General features: G+C 69.0%; 20 protein-coding genes and 1 tRNA gene. 10 read left to right on the top strand and 11 right to left on the bottom strand.

Annotated elements, in window-relative coordinates:
• Positions 1-6: 6 nt before the first annotated feature.
• Both AB0M36_RS15715 and AB0M36_RS15710 read right to left on the bottom strand, forming a co-directional pair.
• Complete coding sequence (locus tag AB0M36_RS15715) at positions 7-444, bottom strand: hypothetical protein (RefSeq protein WP_364157421.1); 438 nt, start codon at positions 442-444, stop codon at positions 7-9.
• A 39-nt stretch (positions 445-483) separates the two neighbouring features.
• A complete protein-coding gene (locus AB0M36_RS15710) occupies positions 484-972 on the bottom strand; it encodes a GNAT family N-acetyltransferase (RefSeq protein WP_364157418.1) in 489 nt (162 codons plus the stop codon).
• Positions 973-1,060: 88 nt separating this feature from the next.
• Here AB0M36_RS15710 and AB0M36_RS15705 point away from each other — a divergent pair, with 88 nt between their 5' ends.
• From AB0M36_RS15705 to AB0M36_RS15685, 5 genes are all read left to right on the top strand, one after another.
• Positions 1,061-1,402: a DUF2750 domain-containing protein gene (locus tag AB0M36_RS15705; protein ID WP_364157415.1), complete on the top strand. Its 342-nt coding sequence runs from the start codon at positions 1,061-1,063 to the stop codon at positions 1,400-1,402.
• Between the two features lie 130 nt (positions 1,403-1,532).
• The gene (locus AB0M36_RS15700) at positions 1,533-1,964 is read left to right on the top strand and encodes a response regulator (protein WP_364157413.1); all 432 of its coding nucleotides are present in this window, start codon (positions 1,533-1,535) and stop codon (positions 1,962-1,964) included.
• Positions 1,965-2,005: 41 nt separating this feature from the next.
• Complete coding sequence (locus tag AB0M36_RS15695) at positions 2,006-2,359, top strand: hypothetical protein (protein WP_364157411.1); 354 nt, start codon at positions 2,006-2,008, stop codon at positions 2,357-2,359.
• 53 nt (positions 2,360-2,412) lie between these two features.
• On the top strand, positions 2,413-2,775 hold the full coding sequence (locus AB0M36_RS15690; protein WP_364157409.1) for a nuclear transport factor 2 family protein: 363 nt from the start codon (positions 2,413-2,415) through the stop codon (positions 2,773-2,775).
• A 59-nt stretch (positions 2,776-2,834) separates the two neighbouring features.
• Positions 2,835-3,248, top strand: coding sequence for a hypothetical protein (locus AB0M36_RS15685; RefSeq protein ID WP_364157406.1), 414 nt, complete (start codon positions 2,835-2,837; stop codon positions 3,246-3,248).
• Positions 3,249-3,254: 6 nt separating this feature from the next.
• Here the strand turns inward: AB0M36_RS15685 and AB0M36_RS15680 are convergent, their stop codons facing one another.
• Positions 3,255-4,472 carry an Ig-like domain-containing protein gene (locus AB0M36_RS15680; protein WP_364157403.1) on the bottom strand — a complete coding sequence of 406 codons (1,218 nt, stop codon included), beginning with the start codon at positions 4,470-4,472 and terminating at the stop codon, positions 3,255-3,257.
• A 141-nt stretch (positions 4,473-4,613) separates the two neighbouring features.
• Complete coding sequence (locus AB0M36_RS15675; RefSeq protein WP_364157400.1) at positions 4,614-5,900, bottom strand: Ig-like domain-containing protein; 1,287 nt, start codon at positions 5,898-5,900, stop codon at positions 4,614-4,616.
• Between the two features lie 155 nt (positions 5,901-6,055).
• On the opposite strand from AB0M36_RS15675, the gene AB0M36_RS15670 reads away from it, so the two are divergent.
• A tRNA-Lys gene (locus AB0M36_RS15670) sits at positions 6,056-6,128 on the top strand.
• Positions 6,129-6,159: 31 nt separating this feature from the next.
• Here the strand turns inward: AB0M36_RS15670 and AB0M36_RS15665 are convergent.
• The 6 genes from AB0M36_RS15665 to AB0M36_RS15640 all read right to left on the bottom strand — a co-directional run bounded on the left by AB0M36_RS15665 (position 6,160) and on the right by AB0M36_RS15640 (position 16,659).
• Positions 6,160-7,494, bottom strand: a complete 1,335-nt coding sequence (locus AB0M36_RS15665) for a site-specific integrase (RefSeq protein WP_364157398.1) — start codon at positions 7,492-7,494, stop codon at positions 6,160-6,162.
• A gap of 330 nt (positions 7,495-7,824) precedes the next feature.
• Positions 7,825-8,292 carry a hypothetical protein gene (locus tag AB0M36_RS15660; protein ID WP_364157396.1) on the bottom strand — a complete coding sequence of 156 codons (468 nt, stop codon included), beginning with the start codon at positions 8,290-8,292 and terminating at the stop codon, positions 7,825-7,827.
• 4 nt (positions 8,293-8,296) lie between these two features.
• The gene (locus AB0M36_RS15655; protein ID WP_364157393.1) at positions 8,297-12,439 is read right to left on the bottom strand and encodes a hypothetical protein; all 4,143 of its coding nucleotides are present in this window, start codon (positions 12,437-12,439) and stop codon (positions 8,297-8,299) included.
• A complete protein-coding gene (locus tag AB0M36_RS15650; RefSeq protein ID WP_364157390.1) occupies positions 12,436-13,461 on the bottom strand; it encodes a hypothetical protein in 1,026 nt (341 codons plus the stop codon). The genes AB0M36_RS15655 and AB0M36_RS15650 overlap by 4 nt, the downstream gene beginning before the upstream one ends.
• Positions 13,462-13,543: 82 nt before the next feature.
• Complete coding sequence (locus AB0M36_RS15645; protein WP_364157388.1) at positions 13,544-16,015, bottom strand: RICIN domain-containing protein; 2,472 nt, start codon at positions 16,013-16,015, stop codon at positions 13,544-13,546.
• Positions 16,016-16,359: 344 nt separating this feature from the next.
• Positions 16,360-16,659, bottom strand: a complete 300-nt coding sequence (locus AB0M36_RS15640) for a hypothetical protein (protein WP_364157386.1) — start codon at positions 16,657-16,659, stop codon at positions 16,360-16,362.
• A 596-nt stretch (positions 16,660-17,255) separates the two neighbouring features.
• Here AB0M36_RS15640 and AB0M36_RS15635 point away from each other — a divergent pair.
• Complete coding sequence (locus AB0M36_RS15635; protein ID WP_364157775.1) at positions 17,256-19,235, top strand: amino acid transporter; 1,980 nt, start codon at positions 17,256-17,258, stop codon at positions 19,233-19,235.
• Positions 19,236-19,365: 130 nt separating this feature from the next.
• Here the strand turns inward: AB0M36_RS15635 and AB0M36_RS15630 are convergent, their stop codons facing one another.
• A complete protein-coding gene (locus AB0M36_RS15630) occupies positions 19,366-19,953 on the bottom strand; it encodes a hypothetical protein (protein WP_364157383.1) in 588 nt (195 codons plus the stop codon).
• Positions 19,954-20,233: 280 nt separating this feature from the next.
• On the opposite strand from AB0M36_RS15630, the gene AB0M36_RS15625 reads away from it, so the two are divergent.
• The 3 genes from AB0M36_RS15625 (at position 20,234) to AB0M36_RS15615 (ending at position 23,286) form a co-directional block, all read left to right on the top strand.
• Positions 20,234-20,827 carry a prepilin-type N-terminal cleavage/methylation domain-containing protein gene (locus tag AB0M36_RS15625; RefSeq protein ID WP_364157380.1) on the top strand — a complete coding sequence of 198 codons (594 nt, stop codon included), beginning with the start codon at positions 20,234-20,236 and terminating at the stop codon, positions 20,825-20,827.
• Positions 20,824-21,870: a hypothetical protein gene (locus AB0M36_RS15620; RefSeq protein ID WP_364157378.1), complete on the top strand. Its 1,047-nt coding sequence runs from the start codon at positions 20,824-20,826 to the stop codon at positions 21,868-21,870. The genes AB0M36_RS15625 and AB0M36_RS15620 overlap by 4 nt, the downstream gene beginning before the upstream one ends.
• 90 nt (positions 21,871-21,960) lie before the next feature.
• Complete coding sequence (locus tag AB0M36_RS15615) at positions 21,961-23,286, top strand: prepilin-type N-terminal cleavage/methylation domain-containing protein (protein ID WP_364157375.1); 1,326 nt, start codon at positions 21,961-21,963, stop codon at positions 23,284-23,286.
• Positions 23,287-23,538: the final 252 nt, after the last annotated feature.

Genomic DNA, 23,538 nt, shown 5'->3' with positions numbered 1-23,538 from the left:
TCCCCGTTACGAGAGGACGGGCAGGGTGAGCGGGAAGCTCTTGACCTTCACCTCGTCGCTCACGCAGTTGGTGTAGGTCATCGTCGCTTCGAGCGGCACGAAGGCGGACCTGCCGTAGTGGGCGGTCACGTTGACCGCGGTCCGGTCCAGCTCACCGGACCTCAGCGAGTCATCGCGCGAGAACGACGTGTACGCCCCGGTGTTGCTGGGGTAGCCGACGTCGACCTTCCTGCCCGCGACCTGCACCTGGGCGTCGCAGATCTTCCTGCCGGTCCGCCAGTAGATGTCCACCCAGGTGGGCTCGTGCGCCTCGACGGCCTGCACCCAGCTCATCAGCGGGTGCGGGCCACCCCCGGAGGCCGCGGCGGGCGTGCCCGTTGCCACCGGCGCCAGGCCCGCGGCCACCGTCGCCACGATCGTCGCTAGCCGCCGGGTCTTGCTCATGCCTCTCATAGGGCTGAGATTAAGGGACAAACCCGGACGTCATCCCAGTTTTTTGTACATCACGTGCAGGCCGACGAGGCCATGGGCCACCGAGTCGAACGCCTCCGGAATCGTCGTCATGATCTCGAACCCCAGGGCCCGCCACAGATGTACGGCGCCCCGGTTCGTCTCCACGACCGCGTTGAACTGAATGCCGCGATAGCCCTCGGCCCGCGCCCACTCGATGACGTACCGGCCCAGCGCCCGTCCGACGCCACGCCCCTGACCGGCCGGATCCACCATGAAGCTGCCGGTAGCGATGTGCGCGCCACGACCGGGCCGGTTCGGGCCCATCTTGGCCGAGCCGAGCACCTCGCCGCCGTCCACGGCGACCACGGTGCGACCGGGCGGCGACTCCATCCACAGTGCCCGCGCGTCGTCGCTGCCCAGGCCCAGCGGGTACGCGTAGGTCTCCCCCGCCTCCACAATCGCCGACCAGAACGGAAAAATCGCCGGCCAGTCCCGCTCCGTCGCCACTCTGATCTCCATGGAGTGACCCTATTTGGTCGTTCAAATCATTTCGGAGCCGTCGACGGGTGACCATGGGAACAGCAACGCCTGGAGGAAGGGGACGGCGATGTCGCTCAGTGCGGCGCATGCGGCGGCGTTCCGCCGGGAGGTGCCCCGCGAGGGGCGGGTCTGGTCGATCCGGGACTCCGAAGGCTTCCCCGCGCCCGCCGGCACGGACGGCGCTCGCGCTATGCCGTTCTGGTCCAAGCGGTCCCGCGCCGTGCGGGTCGTGGGCGCCGTGGCGGCGTACCGGGGCTTCGAGGTCGTCGAGATCTCCCTCACCGACTGGCTCGGGAACTGGCTGCCCGGACTGCGCGGCGACGAGCTGTTGGTCGGGGTGAACTGGGCCGGAGCCCGGGCGACCGGCCAGGACGTGGCACCGGAAACGGCCGGCGGATGGTTCGCCTGAGACACCCGCCGACCAGGTGACGAGTGCCGCGTATGAGACATGTCTCGCGGCGCGGCATTTCATACCTGGTGGAGGTGGTATTCGGGACCGGCCGCCCCTATGCTTGCCGAACTGCAAACTAGGGGGCAGAGTGCGAAGTCTCGAGATCCTCGTCGTCGACGACGACGACGCCGACGCCTTCATGATTTCGGAGGCGTTGGAGAGTTCTCAGACGCGGCCCACGGTCAACCGGGTCTCGGACGGCCGCGAGGCGCTCGACTACCTGCGGCGCGTCGATCCGTACACGGACGCCCACCGGCCCGACCTCATCCTGCTCGACCTCAACATGCCCCGCATGGACGGCCGGGAGACGCTGGCCGCGATCAAGACCGACGACCGGCTCAAGACGATCCCGGTGGTCATCCTGACGACCTCGGGCGCCGCCCCGGACATCGCCGCCAGCTACCAGCACCGGGCCAACGCCTACGTGACGAAGCCGTTCGACCTGGAGGACTTCGAGTCGACCGTACGCACGATCGACCGGTTCTACCGCGAGGTCGCCGTCCTGCCCCCGGCGGACTGAAAGCCGGTTACCGCGGCACGGGGCGGGGTACGTCCCCCTCCATGCCGGACACCGAATCCGCGCCCGAGGACCTCGGCGCACCACAGTCTTTCCTCGTCCTGTCCGACGGCACGCCGGTCTTCGACCGCGCGGGCGATCGGGTCGGCGCCGTCGAGCACGTGCTGTCCGACGACCGGGAAGACATCTTCCACGGCCTCGTCATCGAGACCGCCGACGGGCACCGCTATGCGGCGGCCGGCCAGGTCGACGGCATCTACGAGCACGGGGTGATCATCGCCGTCTCCGCTGACGGGCTCGCCGAGCCGAGCGAGGACGCGGCCGCGCGGACCGCGGGGGACGACTCCCTCGCCGACGGCCTGCGTCGCGCCTGGCACTGGCTCGTCCAGCCGAAATAGCCTCGCACTCCCCTGCGATGGGCTGCTTCCCCCGGTGGGCTACAAAGGACGGCATGGATGACGAACTCCGTGCCGCCGAGCGGCGGTTGCAGGCCGCCCAGGTCGCCTCCGACGTCGCGGCCCTCGACCGCCTGCTCGACGACCGCCTGATCTTCACCGGCCCGGACGGCAAGCTCTACCGCAAGGACGACGACCTGCGCGTGCATCGCACCGGAACGCAGATCATCGAGGAGCTGCACGAGGAAGAGCTCGACCTGGTGGTCGCCGGCGACACGGGCGTGACCTGGTTCCTCGGCAGTCTGCGCGGCAGCATCGACGGCGTCGGTTTCGCCGCGAGGATGCGCTACACCCGCACGTGGATCCGCGACGACGCACACGGCTGGCGGATCATCGCGGCGCACGCAAGCATGGTCTGACCTGCCCAGGATTTTCCGACGGGCAGATCCACGGCGCGGCAGCGCTTACGGTCAGAGATGTGTCGCGATCAGCCACCATCTGCGCTCTGCTGTTGCTGGCGAGCATCACCGGGTGCACGAAACCAGCAAGCGTCCCGGCCCCGGCGCCGGCCCCGGCAGCCGCACCGTCGGCGCCACCCAGCACCCCGCCCCACGCGGACGACCCGCCGGGCACCGTCGCGTGCGGGAAGATCAGCGCGGCGGTCCGGGAGGGCAGCCTCATGCAGCCGGGGGTGATCACCGGCGTCGCCGCGTCCACCGTCACCGCCGACGCCCCGGTCGCGGACGCCGCGACCCGCCTCCAGCAGGCCTACGAGCAGGCCGTGAAGGCCCAGGGCTCCGAGGAGGAGCCAGATCTGGTGGCCGGGGTCAGCGCCGCCGCGGCCGAGATGGTCTCGGTGTGCACCGACTCGGACCTCGCCAGCGTCGGCTGAGAACGGTCAGAGCGCGCTGCCCCGCTTGTACTCGTCCCAGCTCATGTTCCAGTCGGTCCAGCCGTTGCCGTTCTCGAGCTTGTCCTCGGTGCCCTTGACCGTGACCGGGTCGCCCATCAGCGTGCGTTCGAAGAGCCACTTGCCCATCGCCATCGAGACGTTGACGCAGCCGTGGGAGACATTGGTCTTGCCCTGCTGCCCATCCGACCACGGAGCCGCGTGGATGAACTGGCCGCTCCACGTGAGCCGCTGGGCGTAGTCGATGTTCACGCGGTATCCCTCGCCCTCGGGGAACTCGTCCAGCGTGTCGAAGACGGTCTTGCGCTTCTTCTCGATGACCACCATGGTGCCGCTGGCCGACGGGTATTTCTTCTGACCGAGGCTGACCGGGATGCTCTTGACGACCTCGCCGTCCTGCGTGACGGTCATGTGCTTGCTCTTGTTGTCCACCGTCATGACGAAGGAACGTCCGATCTTGACGTTCACGGTCAGGTCGGAGCGGCCGTACCAGCCGTCGTCCATGGGCACGCCGGCGAGCTGGACCCGGTAGGAGATCTTGGTCTGCGGCTGCCAGTAGGTCTGGGGGCGGTAGTGCACCTCGGTGGGGCTGGTCCAGTGCCAGATGCCCTCCTGCGCCGGCGTGGCGGTGACCTGCATCCGGCGCTCGACGTCCGCGCGGTACTTCTCCGGGACCGAGCGGCCGAACCTGATGATCAGCGGCATGCCGACGCCGACGGTCTGGTCGTCGCCCAGGAAGCTCATGACCCGGACCAGCGTCGACGGCTTCTTCATGACGGTGAAAGAGCTGGTCGCGGAGCCGCCCTTGTCACCCGACGGGGTGCCGGTGACCGTCACCGTGTATTTCTGGCCCCAGCCGAGCGCCTGCGCCGGCCGGAAGATCTTGGCGTCCTTGTCGAGGGTGCCCTTGACCTCGTTGCCCTCGCCGTCCTTGACCTCGACCGAGGTATTCGCGGGGTCCTCGGACTGGTACGCGATGTCGACGCTGGCCATGACGTCGGACGCGTCCGCCGCCGGCGAGGTGACCGAGACCGTGCTCAGCGTGGCCTGCGGCGCCGGGGAACCGGAGGCGCCCTGCCAGGAAGGGGACTCCGACTTGTCGTCACCGCTGCAACCGGCGCTGAGCAGCACACCCACGGCCGCCACCGAGGCCACCACCGCGCGCCACCGCCGCCCGGCCGGTCCAGTCACTCCGCGAAGTCTCATGATCCCTCTCAGGCGCTGCCGTCCCGGCGACCATCATCCGCCAAGGACGGGCGAGGCTCCAACCCCGCAATCATGCCGCGTCGAGGCGATCTCAGCCCGCCGCGGCCTGGAATCCGACTCGTCCAGCCCGCCCCCGCTCCATCAGGCCTGACCCTCCTGCGCGGCCAGGTCGGCCGGCACCGGCAGGGCACTGCCCTTCACGAACTCCGCCCAGCTCACGTCCCACGGGGTCCAGCCGTTGCCATACCCCAGCTTGTCCTCAGTACCCCGGATGGTGATCGGATCACCGATGAGCGTCCGATCGAACAGCCACTTCGCGTTGGCCGCGGACACGTTCACACACCCGTGCGACACGTTCCGCCGTCCCTGGTCGGGGCCGGACCACGGCGCCGAGTGGATGAACTGGCCGGACCAGGTGAGGCGCTGGGCGTACTCGATGTCCACGCGGTATCCCTCACCCGCCGGCATCTCGTTGCGCGTGTCGAAGACGGTCTCGCGCTTCTTCTCCATCACGACCATGGTGCCGCTGGCGGACGGGAACTTCTTGCGACCAAGGCTCACGGGCAGCGTCCGGACCGTCTTACCGCTCTCGACAACCGTCATGTGCTTCGACTTGTTGTCCACGCTCATGACGAAACTGCGCCCGATCTTGGCGGTAGCGGAGCGGTCCTGGTCGCCGTAGCGCCCCCCACCGGTCGGCAGCCCGCCGAGGGCGATACGCACGGTGAGCTTGGTGCCGGCCTGCCAGAACTTCGGCGCCCGATAGAAGGCCTGCGTGCCACTCGATGTCCACGACCACGTGCCGGGCTGTGCCGGCTCACTCTTGACGAACATCCGCTTCTGTACGGCGGCCCGGTCCTTCTTCTCGATGCCCGGGTTGAACTCGACCACCACGGGCATCGCGACGCCGTAGGTGTTGCCGTCGAAGAGGTAGAAGCCCGTCCCGGTCTGCCGCCCACCCGGGGCCATGGTGGTGAAGGACGTGGTCTCGGTGCGGGACTGCCCAGCGCCGTCGACGGCCGTGACCGTGGCCACGTACCCCCGGCTGTTCTTGAGGGGCTTGGCCGGCACCCAGGAGGAACCGTCCTCCCGCAGCGCGCCGGAGACGGCCTTGCCGTCCTCGTCCTTGAGGACGACGCTGGTGACCTTGCCGCCGGAAAGCCGGAACCCGATCTCGGCACTGACCGGCACGCCCTTCTTGCCGGTGACAGGCGTCACATGCAGCGACCCATCCCCCACAGGAGCCGCGGGCGCCGCCGACACCGCGCCAGACTCGGGCGAACCGGACGGAGCGGCCGACGGCGTCCCCGAAGCAACCCACGCGGCACTCGCGGGCTTCCCCGCGTCATCCCCGCACCCGGCCAGCGCCAAAGGTGCCGCGACCAGCAACGACACGACCGCCAGCAGCGAGCGCCGCATCCCGACCATCCTCAGCCCCGTTCTCACGTTCCGCGGGGCACATCCTGCCCTACAAAGACGGTCAGTGGCGCCCCCTGTGCGGTGGGTCGCTCCCGGTGATCATGCTGGAGGGGGCGATTTCAGGGCCGCCGGAAGCCGTGTTAATGTTTCTCCGTTGCCGACGAGCGCCGCTAGCTCAACTGGCAGAGCAGCGGACTCTTAATCCGCGGGTTGTAGGTTCAAGTCCTACGCGGCGCACACTGCTTCACCAGGCCGTATAGCTTTCGAGCTATACGGCCTTGATCTTTGTGGGACGTTGGTGGGACGTACGTGGGCGGCTCTGCCTTGACCCCTTGTCACGACAGCAATGCCTGGTCACGGGCCTCTTCACGGAGCCGATCTCGGCCGGCCCAGCGGATTTCGTCTTGCCGTGCCGGTGGCCGGGGTTGCGGGCCGCGGCAGCCAGGACAAGCTGGGCGGTGGCCTCGGCTGCGTAGGCGAGCAGGTCGGTCAGGACACTGGTGTAGGTATCGGCGGTCAGCACGACGCTGCTGTGCCCGAGCTGCGCCTGCACCGTCTTGAGGTCCACGCCCGCGCAGTGGGCGAGGCTGGCCGCGCCGTGCCGGAGGTCGTGCAGCCGGACCGGCGGAAGCCCCAACTCGAGAACCAGGTGCCGGAAGCGGCGGGTCAGGAAGTCCGGGTGCAGCGGCGCCCCGTCCTCGGCAACGAACACGTACCCGGAGTCCTGCCATACCTCGCCGGCCGCTCGATGCTCGGCCCGCTGCCACCGGCGGTGCTGGCGTAGTAGGCGGATCGTGTGCCGGTCCAGGGCGATTAACCGCCGGCTGGCCGCAGTCTTCGGCGGCCCGACGGTAACCAGGTGGCCGTTGGCGATGCGCTGCTGCTCGATCATTGCTACTCCAGCGTCCAGGTCCACGTCGGTCCACCGCAGACCAGCCGCCTCACCGCGGCGCAGACCACGCAATGCGATCAGCCACCACATCACCGCCAGCCGGTCCTTCGCGACATAGCCAAGGAACGTGGCGGTCTGCTCGGTGGTCCACACCGCAACCGCCGGCCGCTTCCCCGTCTTCTGCCACGCTTCGACCCGCTGCACGGTCCAGACCAGCGCATGCGGACGCCGCGGCGAAGGCACCTCGACGTAGCGAGCTGGGTTGTCGCGCAGCATGCCCTCGCGGATGGCGGCGTTGAGCGCCGAGCGCAGGATCGCGCGGATGCGGTGCAGGGTCGAGGGGGTCGGCGTGCGCCCGTACCGGTTGTTGGTCGCACCGATGGTGGTGATCATGTCGGTGATGTGCCGGCCGGTCAGCTCGCTGAGCCGCAGCCGGCCCAGGCGCGGGATCAGGTTGTTCTCGACATGAATCCGGTACGAGTGCAGCGTGGTCGGGCGGATTCGGGTGCGAGTGGTCAGCCAATGCCGCAGCCAGCGCTCCATGGTCCAGCCCTCGACTGTGGCCGTGATGCCGTCACCGAGCAGGGCGTCCCGGGCCGCGATCGCCTCGCGCCGGGTCGGGTAGCCGCCCCGCCGCAGCCGCTCGCGGCGCCCCGGCAGGACCGGCACAGCACAGTCGAAGTACCAGCTACCGTGGCCTCGCTCGGCCAATTGCGAACAGGCTGAGCTCAGCAAACGTCCGGTCTCCGACGATCGACATCCGCACCGCTTGAACACCCCACCGCTCATCGCCACGCCTCCCTCGATCGGATAGCTCCACGATGAGCCTGAGCGGCGCACGAAGAGCCACCAGGTCACTCCGACGTGGAACTCGACCGCGGCAGAACACAGCATCATTCATCGTGGTCTACAACACCGGTGGCCGCGCGCGCCCACAAGCCGGGCGCGGGACGGGTGCTGGTAGGTCTGGGTTGCATCCGTACCCGGAGGCAACCCAGACCTACGACTCGGTTGAGCACGAATGGAGCCTCGGTTGACTTGTCAACTGCGCCGTCGTGCGGCCTCTATCCAGAGATTGACTGTGGACGCGTCGCTGTCCATGATCCGGTAGAAATCGGTTGCGCCGCGCTCGACGTCGATGCGGATGGGATCGAGGGCCCACTCGCCGTCGTCGATTCGGTAGATCTCGCCGGATGTGGTGCCGTTGGCGTCCCATTCGCGCAGCACGCCGATCGCAGTGTTGGTCGGGTCGGCCGCCCACACGAAGATCGAGTAGCGGTAGGCGACCTTCTTCTCGCGCTGCTTCCGGATGCGGGCTGCGGCCTTCTCGGTGACGGGAACGAGACGGTACGGCACCTCGCCCGCCTCGATCCGCTCCACCAGCTTTGCCGGCACCCACGCCGCATGCTCGGAAAGCTCCTGGACGAGGCCGGACTCGCTCACCCGGACGAGGGTGAGCGGGTCCTTGGCGTCGTGCCCAGCGCCGACCACGGCGAAGTACTGCTTCATACCATCAGAATCCCAGCTCGAAGGTCAGGTCTCCAGCATCGACCGGCGGCGGGACGTTCGCGTCCGACCACATGTCCTTCGAGATCTGGCCCGCCAGCGCTGCGGGTATCTCCCCGGAGGCTTTGTCACCGAGACGGGTGATCTCGAAGAACGGGTGCTCGGCCTTGTTGACCCAGAAGCTCTCCGGGGTGTGGAACTGCAACTCGAACAGCGCGCCGGTCTGCGGGTCCCGCCAGGTCAGGTTGATGCCCTTGTACAGCCGCTTGGACTGCGGCGACCAGTCGTTCTTGGCCTCGACCAGCTCGAACCTCTTCTGTTTCAGCTCCCGGACCGCCGCCTGGACGCCGGCGACGTAATCCTTCGTCTCGAACACCGCGGTGTACCGGATGTTGTCGCGGGCCTTGGCGAGCAGTTCCGCCGCCCGGCTCTCATCGCCCTTCAGGTCGCCGTACAGCTTGCGTTTGAGCGAGTCCGCGTCCTTGAGCCGGTAGGACCAGCCCTCCCGGCTCGCACCGGGCCACGCCTCGATCATCGCCTTCATCCGCGGCGACAGCTTGTCCGCGGCGAACCACGCGTCCGCCACGGCCTGGTCCGCGAGCTGGTTGACCTGCTTGGAGAGCTTGAGGTCGACCTTGTTCTCCGTGTATTGCCAGCTGCCGTCGGGCTGCGTGCCGTTGCAGACGGCGGCGGCAGCCGCCCGGGCCGCCTTGAGCACCCGGCAGGCGGGCAGCGAGTCCGGTACGTCGACGTCGTGCCCCACCTTGAGCGTGAGGTCCCGGATCTTGACGACGCCGTTCTCGATGGTGACCACGCCACCGTCGAGGTGGACCACCGCGCCGTCGAAGGCGTCGATCGGCCCGTCCAGCCGGGCCGTGGTGCTCCCGACCTTGTAGAGCTTGCTGTCGATCAGGGCGAACGCGTCGTCGAACTTGGCGGCGCCGTTCTCCAGCTTGAGCCCGATGCCGGTGATCTGGGCGAACTTCCCGGCGTCCCCGGCGCCCTCGGCCAGCCGGACCGTGAACCGCTCGATCCGCCCGATGCCGCCGGACAGCTTGGTCACGCTGAACCGCAGCAGGTTGCTGATCTGGCCCAGCGTCTTGTTGAGCGCACCGCCAAGCTCGCCGATGCCGGGGATGGCGAACGATGCGACGTCGAACAGGGTCAGCCCGAACGCCTTGCCCGGGTTCTCCCGCCACTCGTTGATGTGGATCAGCTCGAGCGGGTGGTCGCGGAGCATCTCCGGCATCTTCCGGAAGCCCTCGACGGTCTTGCCGCAGTTGTTCCGGAAGTAGTCGCCGCTGGTGCCGACGACGATCCAGCTGCCGCAGTCGGCGAGCGCCTTCAGCCCGGTGATGAAGCCCTTGGCCCCCTCGAGCAGGCCGGCGCCGACCTGGACGAACCAGTCCTCCACCCGGTCGCCGTTGGCTTCCGCCTCGACGCAGGCGGGCCGGTCGCCGGTGTAACAGCGGCCCAGCAGCGCGAGGTGGTTCTTGCTCGCGTCCAGGGCCGTCTTGAGGCTCGGCTGCACCAGCGCCCACAGGTGCTTGCAGGCGTCGGTCATGCCACCGGTGCAGGCCAGATAGGAGAGGATGCCTTCTTCGACCTTGTCCTCGAACTCCTGCTGCTCGCGGGCGATCGCGTCCTGCCTGGCCTTCTCGTCCTGCAGGCCCTTGAGGGTGTCGGCGAGCTTCTTGGCCTGGGTGTGAATGCCGGCGGTGGCGTTCTTCGCCCACGCGTACGCCCGGTCGACGCTCGCCGACGCCCGTCCCGCGCTGGCCGCCGCGAGTCCCGCGGTCTGCGCCGCGTGGTCCGCGATGGCGGCGTCCTGCCACGCGGCCGACTCCCACCTGGTCGCCGCCCCGGCGGCGATGGTCGCGCTGTTGGCGTCGTTGGTGGCGGCCACCGCGGCGTCGTACGCCTTGCCGGCCGCACCGATCGCGGTGTTCGCCGAGCCGACCGCCCGAGCCGCCGCCTCGTACGCCGGTCTGATGTCGCCGACCGCATCCGTCGCCTGCTGGGTGGCGTGCCGGGCGGCCGCATCCGCTTCGGCCGCTCGCCGTGCGGCCGACTGGGCCGCCGCCTGGGAGACCAGGATCGCCTCGCTCGCGACGGTCAGCGCGTTGCGGGCGTCGCCGTTGACCGCGGCGAACCGGGACGCGATGTAGCTTGCGGTGCTCCCCCGATCGACGGTCAACGACGCCATCAACGCGGCGCTGCCGGCCGAGTCGCCGGCGATGTCGGCCTGGACGACGGCCTGCCCGGCCTCCCGGACGGCGGCCTCGGCCTCGGTGCGGGTCTTCTCCGCGCCGACCCGGGCCGACTCGGCCGCGCGGACCGCGTCCACCGCGGCCTGCCCGGCCCGGTCGGAGGCCTTCCGGGCGGTCAGCGCGTTCTGCTGCGCCGCCTTGGCCGCCGTACGTGCCCGATCGGCGGCGGCCGTGGCGCCCTCCGCCTCACCGCGTGCCCGGTCGGCTGCCGCCTGCGCCTGGTTCTTCCACGCCAGCGCGGACTGGTACGCGTCGCGCGCGCGGTCGGCCTGGATCTGCAGGTCCCGGGTCGCCGCGTCGGCGTCCTGCCCGGCCGCCTCGGCCTCGGCCCGCGCCTTGGCCAGCGCCGCGGTGATCGCGTTGTACTCCTCCTCGGCCGCGAAGCACCGGTTGGTCGAGGTCTTGAGCTGCTCGCCGGCCCGGTTCATCCGGTTGATCGCCGCGGTCTCCCGCTGGATGGCCTCGTTGGCCGCCAGCTGCGCCGACCCGGCCACCTGGGCCTGCGCGACCGCGTTGGCGGACGCCTGCTCGGCGTCGACGCGCAGCTTGCGCGCCTTGTCCGCGTGCTGGCGGGCGTCGGTGGCGGCCTTCTCGGCGATGCCGCGCTGGGTGTTGGCCCGCTTGGCCGCGGCCTCGGCGATCTTCTGCTGGGCCTTGGCCACGACCGCCTGGTCCGCGGCCACCTTCTCCTGGTGCTTCGTCTCGGCCAGCCAGCGCGCGGCGTTGTTCGCGTGCAGGGTGGCGTTCTGGTCGGCGTCCAGCGCGAGGCTGTCGGCGAGCGTCGCCGTGGCGGCGTCCTTGGCCGTCGCCGCGGCGTGCGCGGCGGCCTGCGAGGCGAGGCCGAGCGAGACGGTGACCTGCGCCCAGTCGTGCCCGTAGTCCTGGCCCGCGTCGGCCAGTTCCCGCGTGGCGATCTGCACCCGCGCGATGACCGCGTTCATCTGCAGCGCCGTCTGGGTGGCCCGGTCGGCCTGCGCGATGGCGTCGGCCTTGTGCGCCTCCAGCAGCGCGGTCCGGCCCGGCTGCCGGGGGCGGTTGACCCGGTCCTGTTCGAAGACCTGGTCGGCGGCGTTGGCCGCGGCCGCGGCCTGCCGCATGGCGAGCAACGAGCTTTCCAGGTAGGCCAGTCCCTGGATGTTGGCGGCCAGGATCTCGGCCCGCGCCCGGGCGCCGGTCTCGGCGGCGGAGGCGTTGGCGGTGAGCAGGTCGATGCTTTCGTTGCGCTGCTCGATGGCTACGCGTACGCGCTCCCGGTTGTCCCAGTCGGCCCGGTTGGCCGCGGCGTACCCGGTCGTGTAGAACGCGGCGATGACGGCCGGGTCGGCGGAGGCGAGGGCCGCACTGCCGTCCGCGACGACGGTCGGCCCGCCCATCGCGATCATCCGCTCGACGCGCTGATAGATCCGGTCCCGCTCGGGCTGGGTGTCGGCGACCGGGTCGTCGAGTCGATCGGCGAGCTCGTAGCCGTACGCGACGAACTCGCCGATCGTGTAGTCGCCGCCGGCCAGAGCTTGCTTGGCCAGCCGCTGGACGTTCGTTCCGCCGGTCCTGGACCACGTGGTGACCTGGGCCTTGTCCCGGCTCTTGCGCTGGGTGGCGGCGAGCCGGGCCTGCGCCCAGCCGGAGTCGACGAAATCGCCGATCGCCTGCGTGGTCCCGGCGGTCAGCGCCGCGGTGGCCGCGTCCCGGACCTCGGGCTCGGCCGCGTACATCGCGATGTCGACGACGCTGTCGCGGTACCACTGCGCCTCTTCGTCGGTCCAGTCGCTGCCACTCGCGGCGGCCGCCGATTTCGGGTCGGCGTACGCCGGCACGGCCACGCCGCCCCCGGCCAGGGAGAGGCCGAGCACGACGGCCATCACGAATCGCAACATCTTCATCGGTCGCCCGCCTCCTCGGCGAGTCGCGCCCACGCCGCCGCCTGCTGCTCGGCCCAGCGGACGGCGTCCTGCCAGGCGGCCGCGTCCGTCCGCGCCCGGTCGACGACGGCGGCCCAGTTCTGCTCGGTGGTTGCTCCTTCGGCGTACGCGGCCACTGCGGTCCACCTCGCGCTCTGTTCCGCGGCCCGGGCGGCCTCCGCCGTCCAGTCGACGCTGGCACCGGTGGCGGACACCTGCACCGCCCGCCACGCCGACGCGGTCTCGGCGCGGGCCTTCTCGAGGGCCTCGCCACTGAGCCCCTCCTCGGCCGCCTGCGCCCGCAGGGCGGCCTCGCGCAACTGGGTCATCTTGGCGTTGCCCTTGAGGTCGAGGTCACTGATGGCGAGCTTGTAGGCCTCGTCGTCGAGGCGCGCCCCGGCCGCCCAGTAGTACGAGAAGAAGTCGGCGATGTCCCGGTCCTCACCGGCCGTGATCGCCGCGAAGGCCGCCGCCCGGACCTGCGGGCCCGGGTCGGACTCGGCGATGGACGCCACGTAGTCGCGGTCGGCCTGCGCCTGCTTCGCGACCTCCTCCTGCTGCGGATCTTGCCGGTCGGCCTCGCGTGCGGCCTCCAGCCCGTACCGGGTGAAGTCGTCCTTGTCGTCGTGGGTCGCCCGCAGCGCGCGCTCACATCCGATGTGGACGAACGAGCCCGGTCGCGAGTTCCGCTTCTCGACCTCAAGAGTAGTGTTGTTGTTGCGCTCGAAGGTGGCGGCCCGGTTTATCGCGGCGGTGAGCCCGGTACGCAGGAACGTGGCCACCGGATCGGGGTCGCTCGGCGACGGGTTCTTGTTCAACGCGACGGCCGCCGCCTGCCGGACCTCCCATCGGCCGTCGGACAGGGCCCGCCACTGGACGCGTTCCCGGTCGGCCTGACTCGCCGCCGACGCCGGTGTGATCGCCACGGTCTGGGCGATTCCTACGGTGAGAACGGACGCCAGCACCACGGCCGCCAGCCGTCCCCGGCGATTGGTCTTAAGCATGCGGATGCCTCCCGAAGGCACGCTGGGACCGTCGGCCCGGCGCAGGGCCGGGACGACGAGACTTTTTCCGGACGAGGTGCCGCTACTGCCAGGTGACGGCGTTGAACTCCGCAGCGACCGTCTGCGTCGCGCTGGTGAACCGGACGGCCCGGTTCAGGGTTCCGGTGGCGGCCGTGTCCGGAACGGCGTACTTGCCGTTGGTCTTGGACTGCAGAACGCCCACGTTCGTGCCGTCGCTGTTCCTGGCGATGCGGTTGTGCAGGATGAAACGTCCGGCATCGGCCGCGCTGGCCTGATCGGCGGCCAGCCCCGCGCTCGGGTTGGTCACCTCGCGGACCCAGGCATTCGCCTGGATGCTCTTCATCGAGATTTCCAGCTTGGTGTTCGACAGAACCGCGTGAGCACAGAACTGCCATGACTGTTCGGTGGGGATGGGCGTGAAGTTGGCGACATCCGCTCGCACCAGGTTCTTGATCGAGTTCGCCGTGTGCGCCCGCATCCCCTTGGGGGCCGTCGTGGCGTGGTCGAAGGCGAAGAAGGACTTGGTCGACGAGCACTGCTGCACGAAGGTGACGGCGGTGCCGGCGAAACTCGCGTGCGGCTTGCCCGTCGAGGCCCAGATCGGCTGCGGCTGGGTCGCCCCCGCGGAGACCGGTTCCAGAATCCACCGCTGGTCATCGGTGACGGCGTAGTCCGCGCTGCTCAACATACTGCCGTTGGCGGTGCCGGCGTCGCGCACTCCCAGGTAACTCCCGCTGGCCAGAGACCTCAGGTATCCACCGGCGGAGGAGTTGAACATGACGGTCCAGGCGATGGAGGCGTAACTGCAGCCGCCCTGGGACACGGTGTATTCCTGCACGTACGGGGCGCCGTACCAGAGACACTGCTGGGAGGCACGGTTCTGCAGCTTGAAGCGGGTGCCGGACACCGCGGTCACGTCCCAGATCTGCTCGGTGCCGCTCCCGCAGTCCCGCAACTCCATGTTCGCGCCGGCCTTGAGCGCACCCTCGCCCGGCTTGTCCAGCGCACCAGCGGGCCGGAGACAGCGACCTGACCGGGAACCCTTGATCCGGAACGACCCGACCGGCGACGCGCTGGCGGCGGCCTGGTGCGACGGGTCGATCAGCCGCCACTGCTGGGAAGCCAGGTGACCGTTGGGGTTCTGCACCATCGTCAGCGCGCCGGCGACGGAGCCGGGCACCGCGGTGATCACCTTGTTGCTGGTGACGTTACGGATCTCCACGTTGCCCTGACCGCCGTCGAGCAGCTCCCAGATGAAGGCGCCCGTGGTCTGGCTGCAGCCGGACAGCACGATCGGCGCGCCGTCCTGCTGGATCTTGGCCCGCTCCGGGAGCAGGCACAGCGTTCGGGACTGCAACTTGTAGCGGCCCGCGGTGGTGTCCGGCACGAGCTCCCAGCGCTGCGTCTGGAGGTTGTCGTTGCACGGGTCGACCCGGGCCCGGTATTCGGTGGTGGACACCCGGAGCTTGTCGAGGTCGCCGGCGCAGCCGTTGAAGCCGGCCGCCTGGATCATGAGGATCTTGCCGGCCGACGGCCGGATGTAGTCGGCCTCGCGGGCGGTGTCGTGACCGCCGAGCAGGAATAGGCTGCGGTCGAGAGCAACACCCTCGAGCGCCTTCTTGGACGCCGCGACCACCGTGGGCTTGTACCCGTCGGCCTCGGCCGCGTACATGATGTCGCGCACCTTGACCTCGTTGGCCCGCGCCTCGGCCAGGTCACGCTCGTCCAGGTCGACCTTGTTGGCCAGGTGGACGCCGGTGAAGACGTAGGCGACCCAGACCTCCTCGGACGGATTCGCGTACGCGCTCGTCGCCTCGGCCTTGACCTTGCGCCCGGTGCTGTCGGTCGCGAACAGGTGGATCAGCTCGCGCATCTCGAGATCGTCCAGCTCGTACGGCGTAGCCGACCGCTTGAGCGCGGTGGCGATCGCCTTCTCCTTCGCCGAGCGCAGCGCCGCGGCCTGCCGGGCGGCCACCTCCTCGGCGTTGCCGTTGGCGATCTCGTTCTGCCGGTCGGTCTCGGCCTTGTCGAAGAGAGCGTGCTCCAGGAAGTCGAGGCGCTGCTCTTCGGTGGCGTCGGCCACGGTCAGGGGCTCGGCCGCCGCCTTGACCTCGGGCCAGGTCGCCGCCTTGCGCCAGAACGCCAACAGGTAGTTCTGTAGCGTCTGGTCCAGCATCGTGGACCGCTCGGTGTTGTTCGCCGGAACCCAGTTGATCTCCTGGGCCGCGCGCAGCCGGATCGTGTCGAGCTTGGCCTTGCGGGCCTTCAGCGCCACGTCCCGGTCGTTCGCCGCGAAGATGCCGGTCCGGATGAACTCCGCGGATGCGGCCTCGGCGTCGCTCCCATCGCTGAAGGCGGCCAGCGCGGCCGCCTTCACCTGGGAGTTGTGCCTCTCCGAGGCCTTCTCGCAGAGCACCGAGGCGAAGTCGCGGTCGGAGAGGCTGACTTCCTCGCGCGGCACCCAGCCGAGAACGGCGGCGGCGGCATATTTCTCATCGATCGTGGTCGGATCGGCGGCGGCTTGCGCGAACATCGGCGGTGCTGCGACCGCATCGGCTGGGATGGCGACACTGCCCGTGAAGGTCACCGCGATTAAGGCGGCGACCAGCATCCACAGACGCGGAAGTCTGTGCACACTTCTCGACATTTCGTTCCCCCGTAGTCGAAAAGATCATAGAAAAGATCAATCTGACGACGGACAGTATCAGCTGTCATCGATCCGGCGCAGCCCCGCTGCGAGGCAGAGCTCACCGGCGAGCACGGCCCGGCCGATGGGTTCCGGCCGAGCTTTCTCCGGCGTTCACCTGGTGGACTGGGCTCGGGGTCATGGGCGCCACCCTGGTATCCGAGGGTGGTTTGGGAGCTTTCCATAGTTTGTCACCGCTCGATGTCGTGACGTTCGAGCTGGCCGACGTCTGATCGGCGGGCATGCGGGTTGAGCAGGTCATGGGCGAGCGGAAGGCGCATCCCAGCGGCCTCACCGACCATCAGAGACCCGGCCGGGCAACGGGCAGCGATCAGCCGGTCCAACACAAAGATCAATGGCTGCTGTCCACCGCCCCGGCGCACCCGACCCTGGTCAGCGAAGCGGACTTTGTCGCCGTTCAGAAGATTTCCGTCGTCGCGGCGCCCAAGGCCGGGCCACCCCCGCGAGTACTTCTTGGCCGGTCTCGTCATCCGCGACAGTTGCGGGCGGCGCACCAGCAGTTACACCCAGGGCCTGTCTCCTAGAGACCGGCCCTGAACCCTTTTGTGACCCCAACCCAGCCAGTCTGCCGTCGATCGTTGCGACTGTGGTGACCTCGACGTAGATCCGCTCCGATGACCCGCCCGGAGCCGATCGACTTCACCCGGCCGACCACGAGCTAGATCGGGCCGTTGAGCTGACGGACCAGGGACCGAAGCCATGGTTGCGCCAGGGCCGGCTCGCCGTCGACAGCCCGCGCGAGGGCGCGGCGGCCGTCGCTGCCGCGCCCGTAGGGGCGACACGTTCGTAACGGCGCGGGCGGGAAGCCGACGGGTCCAGGAAGCGTGCTGTTGCCATCTCCACGTCGTGGGGCTGGTGGCGCGCCGCACCGTGACACCGACGAAGCGCAGCTTTTTCCTGATGACGTCCCATGGTTCACGGCTCTCGGCAATCCACTCATCCAGCAACGACGCTACCGGTTGGCTGTTGGTGCGACGCTCGCCGCTGATCCCCAGGCGCGGGCCGCTACCCGCCGGGTCGTAGCGTGGAGGTCGCAGTGATCATGACGGTGCGGGAAGAGTTGCGCATGAATGCCAAGGAAGAGTTCGCGGTTCCGGCGGTGGTGGACACTCCCGTCCATCGGGCGCCGGCGGGCGGGCGCCTGTCCCGCTGGCTACTGCGGCACCAGGTTCATCCCTCCGGCCCCGCCGCGGGTGAGAGCCACGCGCAGTCGCATGCCTGGTGGAAGGTGATGAGCCTGACCGGGGTGGACTACTTCTCCAGCCTGGCCTATGTGCCGGCGATCGCCGCGCTCGCCGCCGGCGCCGTGTCGCCCCTGGCTACTCTGCTCATCGTCGTGCTGACACTGCTCGGCATGCTGCCCATGTACCGGCGGGTGGCGCGGGAGAGTCCGCGCGGCGCCGGGTCGGTGGCGATGCTGGAGAGGCTTCTGCCGTTCTGGCGCGGCAAGCTGTTCGTGCTCGTTCTGCTCGGCTTCGTCGCCACGTCGTGGATCATCACGATCACCCTGTCGGCCGCGGACGCCTCGGTGCACATTGTCGAGAACCCTTTCTTTCCCAGCGTGCTGCACGGGCACGAGGTCGTCATCACGATCGTCCTGCTGCTGGCGCTGGGCACGGTGTTCCTGCTCGGCTTCAACGAGGCCGTCAGCGTCGCCATCCCGCTGGTCGCGGTCTTCCTCGCTCTGAACGCGGCCGTCATCGTCGCCGGGCTGATCGACGTTCTCACCACGGCCGGCGCGTTCTCCGCCTGGGTCGACGCGCTGACCGACGGCGGGGGTGGATTCACCGGCCTGGCCGGGCCGGCGGTGCTGGCCTTCCCGCTGCTGGTGCTGGGCCTGTCCGGATTCGAGACCGGGGTCAGCATGATGCCGCTGGTCGCCGCCGACGGCGCGGACGACGAGCAGCGTCTGCGGTCGCGCATCGCCAACACCCGCAAGCTGCTCACCACCGCCGCGCTGATCATGAGCGTCTACCTGCTGTCGGCCAGCTTCGTTACCACCGTCCTGATCCCCGCCGAGCAGTTCCAGCCCGGCGGCGCCGCCAACGGACGGGCCCTGGCCTGGCTGGCCCACGAGGAGCTGGGCGAGGCGTTCGGCACCGTCTACGACATCAGCACCATCCTGATCCTCTGGTTCGCCGGCGCGTCGGCCATGGCCGGGCTGGTCAACATCGTTCCCCGGTACCTGCCCGGATACGGCATGGCTCCCGAGTGGGGACGCGCGGTGCGCCCGGTCGTCCTCGTCTACACGGCCCTCTGCGTGGTTCTCACCATCGGCTTCGGCGCCGACGTCAACGCCCAGGCCGGTGCGTACGCCACCGGCATCCTGGCCATGATGGTCTCCGGCGCGTTCGCCGTCACCGTCTCGGCCGTACGCCGTCGCCAGCGCCCGGCGGCCGTCGGATTCGGCCTGCTGACCGCGGTGCTGACGTACGCCCTGGCCGAGAACGTGATCGAAAAGCCGGACGGCATCGCCATCTCCGCGCTGTTCATCCTCGGCATCATCGTCGTCTCGTTGATCTCCCGGGTGTCGCGCACCACCGAGCTACGGGCCGATCGCATCGAGTTCGACCCGGCCGCCCGACGCTTCATCACCGACTCCCTGAACCACGACGGCGCGCTGAACATCATCGCCAACCGCCGCCAGGCCGGCGACACCGAAGAGTACGCCGACAAGGAACGCGAACAGCGCGGCGACAACCCCGTACCCGGCACCGCCGACATCCTCTTCCTCGAGATCGACGTCGTCGACCCGTCCGAGTTCAGCGAGGTCCTCCACGTCCGCGGCGTCGAGGTCGGCAGGTACCGGATACTGCGCGCCAACGCGCCCGCCGGGCCGAACGCCATCGCCGCTGTCCTGCTAGCCCTGCGCCAGACGACCGGGGTACGGCCACACTGCTACTTCGCCTGGGCCGAAGGCAGTCCACTCGTGCACATGTTCCGCTACTTCCTGCTCGGCCGGGGCGACACCGCCCCCGTCGTACGGGAAATCATCCGCAAGCACGAACCCGACCCGGGCCTTCGTCCCGGCATCCACGTGGGCTGACCCGGCACGGTCCGATCCTCAACCGTCGGAGCGACGGCGCCTCAGCAGGATGGTGAGGACGGAGCGGGCGTCGCGGCGGGGTTGCGGGGTTTCGGGCCCTATCGCCCGCGTTCCACAGCTCCGCGCGTGCTTAGCGCGCCGAGCAGAAGGCGCGCAGGGCCGCCTCGTCCTCCGCGTCCATCCATTCGTACGTGCCGCGCAGTTGATCGGCCCGCTGGTCGACCGTCGTGACCGCAGCCGCCATGTCGCCCCAGGGCATGGTGATATGCAGCAGGGTTCGCACGATGCCGGGCGGTAGGTGGACGCTGTCGGCCGGCGCGGCGCGCAGCAGCAGGCCGCTGGTGGACACGTCCTCGACCTGGCCGGACACCGCCACCAGCCGGCGGCCCGGTTCGGAGTCGAGCTGGGCCGTACCCGTCGCGGCGTACGTGCCGGGGCGCCGCGCGGCACCGCGTCGCTGGACCACGTCGGTGGGTGGGTCGCCGGCGAGGGTGAGGGTGCCGTCGCGCAGTTCCGCCTCGACCCAGGTGACGCCGGCGCTGCTGACCAGCTCGAGGATGCCGAAGCGGCGGGTGCCCGGGCCGTCCGGACTGAGCACCGAGATCGGCGGCAGCTCGGCCAGAAACGCCGCGCTGACCTCGGCCAGCACGATCAGCGCGAGCGGCTGCTCACCCGGGCACCGCAGCCGGAGCGTGCTGCCCGCCGGGACCGTGACCATCGGATCTCCCCGCTCGTAAGGTCGGCTTTCCCCGAACGGTCTCACGGCCGGCTTCCGGCCGGTGGTCAACCGCTCCGAAGCGTCACGCTTCCGGTGTACGCGTCAGTGACCAGCCGGTCACGGCAAATCGCTCACGTTGCGCTCTGCCCGTCCGATCTGAGCGGAACACCCCGGTGGGTACCCCGACCGGGGGTCGCGTACGGGCTGACTGTGAAGGGCGGGACGGATGGGCTTGGTGGTGCACTGTCCGTGCGCTTCGAAGCGGTGCCCTCACCCGCGGGTGAGCGACGACGCCGGGTTCACCCTGCTGGAGCTGATGGTCGCGCTCGCGATCCTGTCCGTGGCGATGGCGATCTTCACGACCGGCACGCTTCAGCTCTTCCGAGGCACGTCGAAGATCGAGTCGGCCTCGATCGCGCAGTCGCAACTACAAGTCGCGTTCGAGCGCCTGGACCGCGAGATCCGCTACGCGTCGGCGCTCAGCATCCCAGCGGTGGTCAACGGCGACCCCTACGTCGAGTACCGCACGGAGAACAGCGGCACCGCTATGTGCACAGAGCTGCGGTTGCACGCGGCCGATCAGCAGTTGCAGCGCCGTACCTGGGTCGAAGGACCCGCGCCGATCACACCGACCCCGTGGATTCCGCTGGCGTCCGGCATCAGTGCCGCGGCGGCGGGCACGGACCCGTTCACTTTCGTTCCCACCGACGACACGTACGGCTGGCAGCGGTTGACGATCGATCTCAGTGCCGCCTCCGGCGGCGAAGGCAGCAGCGCCACCTCGAAGGCGTCAAAGGTCACCATCACCGCATTGAACACGTCGCCCAACACGTCAATCACCGACGTATGCACCGCAGGACGGACGGTTCCGTGATCTTCCGGTCGTTATTTCAGGGCAGGGACCGCGACGACTCCGGCACCCTCGCCATGGCCGTGCTGGCCACCGTGATCGGCATGATGCTCAGCGCTCTGCTGATGCCCATCATCCTCACCCAGGTGACCTCGGCCCGTCATGCGGTGCAGCGCGACCACGCCCTGCACGCGGCCCAGGCCGGCCTGGACGCGACGATCGGACGCATCCGGGGGGCGCGCGACAACAACACCGGCACCGGCGACCTGGGAAAACTGCCGTGCGATCCGGTGGAAGGCGACGTGGACGCGACCGGAACGGCTCAATACCACGTCACGATCATTTATCTGCCCGAAGATCCGCACGGCAAGCCCGAGAGCTGGATCAACCCAAACAAGCTTCTTTGCTTTGAGGGCTCCGGCCTGTCGTCGATTCCCAGCTTCGCCCTGCTGATCTCGAAGGGCACCGACCGGGGCAGCGGAAGCCGCACGCTGCAGGGCACGTACACGTTCAGTACCGCCGCCGGCCTCCAAGGCGGGGGCATCGAAGTTCCCTCCTCGAAGCCAGGTCTCCGGTTGTGCTTGGCAGCCGACTCGGGTTCCCCGGCGGCGGGCGACCCGGTCAAACTGGCGCGATGCGAGGCCGGCGCCCCGGAGCAGTCGTTCATCTACGAAAATCTCACCCTGGTTCTGGTGGCGTCGAGGACCGCAGCGATGCCGTTCGGCATGTGCCTGGACGCCTTGGACGGCAAAGCGGCGTCGGAGCGGTACAACGTGATTCGCTTCCAGCCGTGCATCTTCATCGACGACCCCATCCGGCCCGGGGTGACCAAACCGCCGCCGCACCAGGAGTGGCCCTTCTGGGAACCTTTCTACCGTGGCACCGATGACGGCCTGAAGCCGAACTCCTTCTGCTTCAAGGTGCAGATCCCCGACGTCGAGGGAAGCAACGTGATCCTGGATATCGGTTGCGGCTCACACACAAGCCCGCTACCCGCAGGCCCGCAGACGACGTTCTCCCGGCCGACCAACCTCACCGGACCGCTGAAGGACCTGAGCGAAAAGTAGACGAGTGGGTCTCACATGTCCTTCAGCTTTCGGATGAGCTGCCGATACACATCGAGCGAGCAGACGGGTCTCGCTCAGGACGGAGGGGTGATGTCGACGGGTTCTCGGCCCGGCGCGGCCGCGCAGCGGACGCCGCCCTCCGGTAATGACGCCGGATTCTCCCTGCTCGAGGTCATGGTCGCCATCAGCCTGATCCACGTGATGATGATCGCGCTGACCACGTTCTACGTGAACAGCGGCGCGGTCAATCATCACCAGGGTCTGCGACAGCAGGCGTCCCGCGTTACCGCCGACGCGATGGAGAAGGTGCGCGCGCTCGATGCCAGGACGCTGTTGAAGGATCGCGACAGGGCGAGCGTGCTCCAGCAGCTCCTGCACCCGGAGCCAGGCGTCGCTGACTACCTGAAGGACGCCGACCCGGCCTGGCACGAGCACGCCGCGGACGGTGCCGGCAAGGACGCCCCCGTGCCCACCAGCGCGAAGCCGGTGCCAGGGTCCAACTTCGAGCAGAACTGGTATGTCGTCAAATGTTGGCTGGTTGACTCGTCGACCGACTGCAAGGCCGCCAACAAGAACGAGCCCACCGCCATGCCGTTCTTGCGCGTCGTCGTGGCAGTGACGTGGCGGGACAAGGAGTGTGCCGGCGGGACCTGCGTCATCATTTCTTCGACCCTGCTCAGTACCGAGACCGACCCGAACTATAACTTCACCCCACCGCGGATGCTGATCAAGCCCGACATCTACTTCCTCGCAGACACCACCGGCAGCATGGGGAAGGCACTGAAGGACGTGGCCGACAAAGCCGGGAAGATCATCACCAGGGTCGATGAGTTTGCCACTCAGCAGCGCTATGGCGCCGGACAATACAAGGACTTCCCCGTGCAAGCGCCCCTGCAACCGTTCGCCTACCGCAACGACACCCCGATTCCCGCAACGGATGATAATGGCGCGGCTGCCAAGGCCGCGTTCCAGGAATGGAAGAATACCGGGGCGAAGGGCGGCGGAGACCTACCTGAGGCGAACCTGTTCGCGTTGCACAAGCTCGTATCGGCCGCGAAGTTCCGTGAGGGTTCCACCCGCATCGTGGTGTGGTTCGGCGACGCACCCGGGCACGACCCGGTGTGTCCGATGATCTCTGGCGAGGCGAACACAGTGACGGAGGCGTCGGTCACGGCCGAACTGGTCGCCGCGAACATTCAGGTGATCGCTATTTCCACCAATACCGGCCCCTCGGGCGGCCTCGACGGCAACCCGCGTGCGGACGTTGCAAACAATTATCCCCTCAGGTGCGGTGTGGGCGGCAAACCCGGCCAGGGAAGCCGCATCGCGGCGGCGACCGGCGGGCTGTTCTACAAGGACGTTGACCCGGACGACGTAGCCAACAAGATCATCGCTGGCGTCGTGAGCCTGCGGTGACGGTCAGTCCCACGACGCGTTCAGCAAGTTCTGGGGCGGGCTGTCCGTCAGCGTCGACGGCGTCAACATCGTCCGCGTCGAGAAACACCGACGGCCAACTCGTCGCCGAAGCCGTCGCCTGACCGCGGTTGCCCGCCACGAAGCCTGAAAATTTCGGTCCATTGTGGCTATGGTCGCGCGGAGCGCCATTACCGAACCTTATCCCGGCGTTATTCTGCGACGCCTATCTCCCCGCAGAGCTCGCACCTAGGT

Origin of the sequence: Actinoplanes sp. NPDC051346 (assembly GCF_040682215.1) — a bacterium.
GTDB lineage: Bacteria > Actinomycetota > Actinomycetes > Mycobacteriales > Micromonosporaceae > Actinoplanes.
This window is presented reverse-complemented; position numbering and strand designations above follow the sequence as displayed.

What these genes read in the sequence shown, in the direction of transcription:
- AB0M36_RS15715 (WP_364157421.1), bottom strand. Translation starts at nt 444, where the DNA reads ATGAGCAAGACCCGGCGGCTAGCGACGATCGTGGCGACGGTGGCCGCG.
- AB0M36_RS15710 (WP_364157418.1), bottom strand. Translation starts at nt 972, where the DNA reads ATGGAGATCAGAGTGGCGACGGAGCGGGACTGGCCGGCGATTTTTCCG.
- AB0M36_RS15705 (WP_364157415.1), top strand. Translation starts at nt 1,061, where the DNA reads ATGTCGCTCAGTGCGGCGCATGCGGCGGCGTTCCGCCGGGAGGTGCCC.
- AB0M36_RS15695 (WP_364157411.1), top strand. Translation starts at nt 2,006, where the DNA reads ATGCCGGACACCGAATCCGCGCCCGAGGACCTCGGCGCACCACAGTCT.
- AB0M36_RS15690 (WP_364157409.1), top strand. Translation starts at nt 2,413, where the DNA reads ATGGATGACGAACTCCGTGCCGCCGAGCGGCGGTTGCAGGCCGCCCAG.
- AB0M36_RS15680 (WP_364157403.1), bottom strand. Translation starts at nt 4,472, where the DNA reads ATGAGACTTCGCGGAGTGACTGGACCGGCCGGGCGGCGGTGGCGCGCG.
- AB0M36_RS15675 (WP_364157400.1), bottom strand. Translation starts at nt 5,900, where the DNA reads ATGGTCGGGATGCGGCGCTCGCTGCTGGCGGTCGTGTCGTTGCTGGTC.
- AB0M36_RS15660 (WP_364157396.1), bottom strand. Translation starts at nt 8,292, where the DNA reads ATGAAGCAGTACTTCGCCGTGGTCGGCGCTGGGCACGACGCCAAGGAC.
- AB0M36_RS15655 (WP_364157393.1), bottom strand. Translation starts at nt 12,439, where the DNA reads ATGAAGATGTTGCGATTCGTGATGGCCGTCGTGCTCGGCCTCTCCCTG.
- AB0M36_RS15650 (WP_364157390.1), bottom strand. Translation starts at nt 13,461, where the DNA reads ATGCTTAAGACCAATCGCCGGGGACGGCTGGCGGCCGTGGTGCTGGCG.
- AB0M36_RS15645 (WP_364157388.1), bottom strand. Translation starts at nt 16,015, where the DNA reads ATGTTCGCGCAAGCCGCCGCCGATCCGACCACGATCGATGAGAAATAT.
- AB0M36_RS15640 (WP_364157386.1), bottom strand. Translation starts at nt 16,659, where the DNA reads ATGACGAGACCGGCCAAGAAGTACTCGCGGGGGTGGCCCGGCCTTGGG.
- AB0M36_RS15635 (WP_364157775.1), top strand. Translation starts at nt 17,256, where the DNA reads ATGAATGCCAAGGAAGAGTTCGCGGTTCCGGCGGTGGTGGACACTCCC.
- AB0M36_RS15630 (WP_364157383.1), bottom strand. Translation starts at nt 19,953, where the DNA reads ATGGTCACGGTCCCGGCGGGCAGCACGCTCCGGCTGCGGTGCCCGGGT.
- AB0M36_RS15615 (WP_364157375.1), top strand. Translation starts at nt 21,961, where the DNA reads ATGTCGACGGGTTCTCGGCCCGGCGCGGCCGCGCAGCGGACGCCGCCC.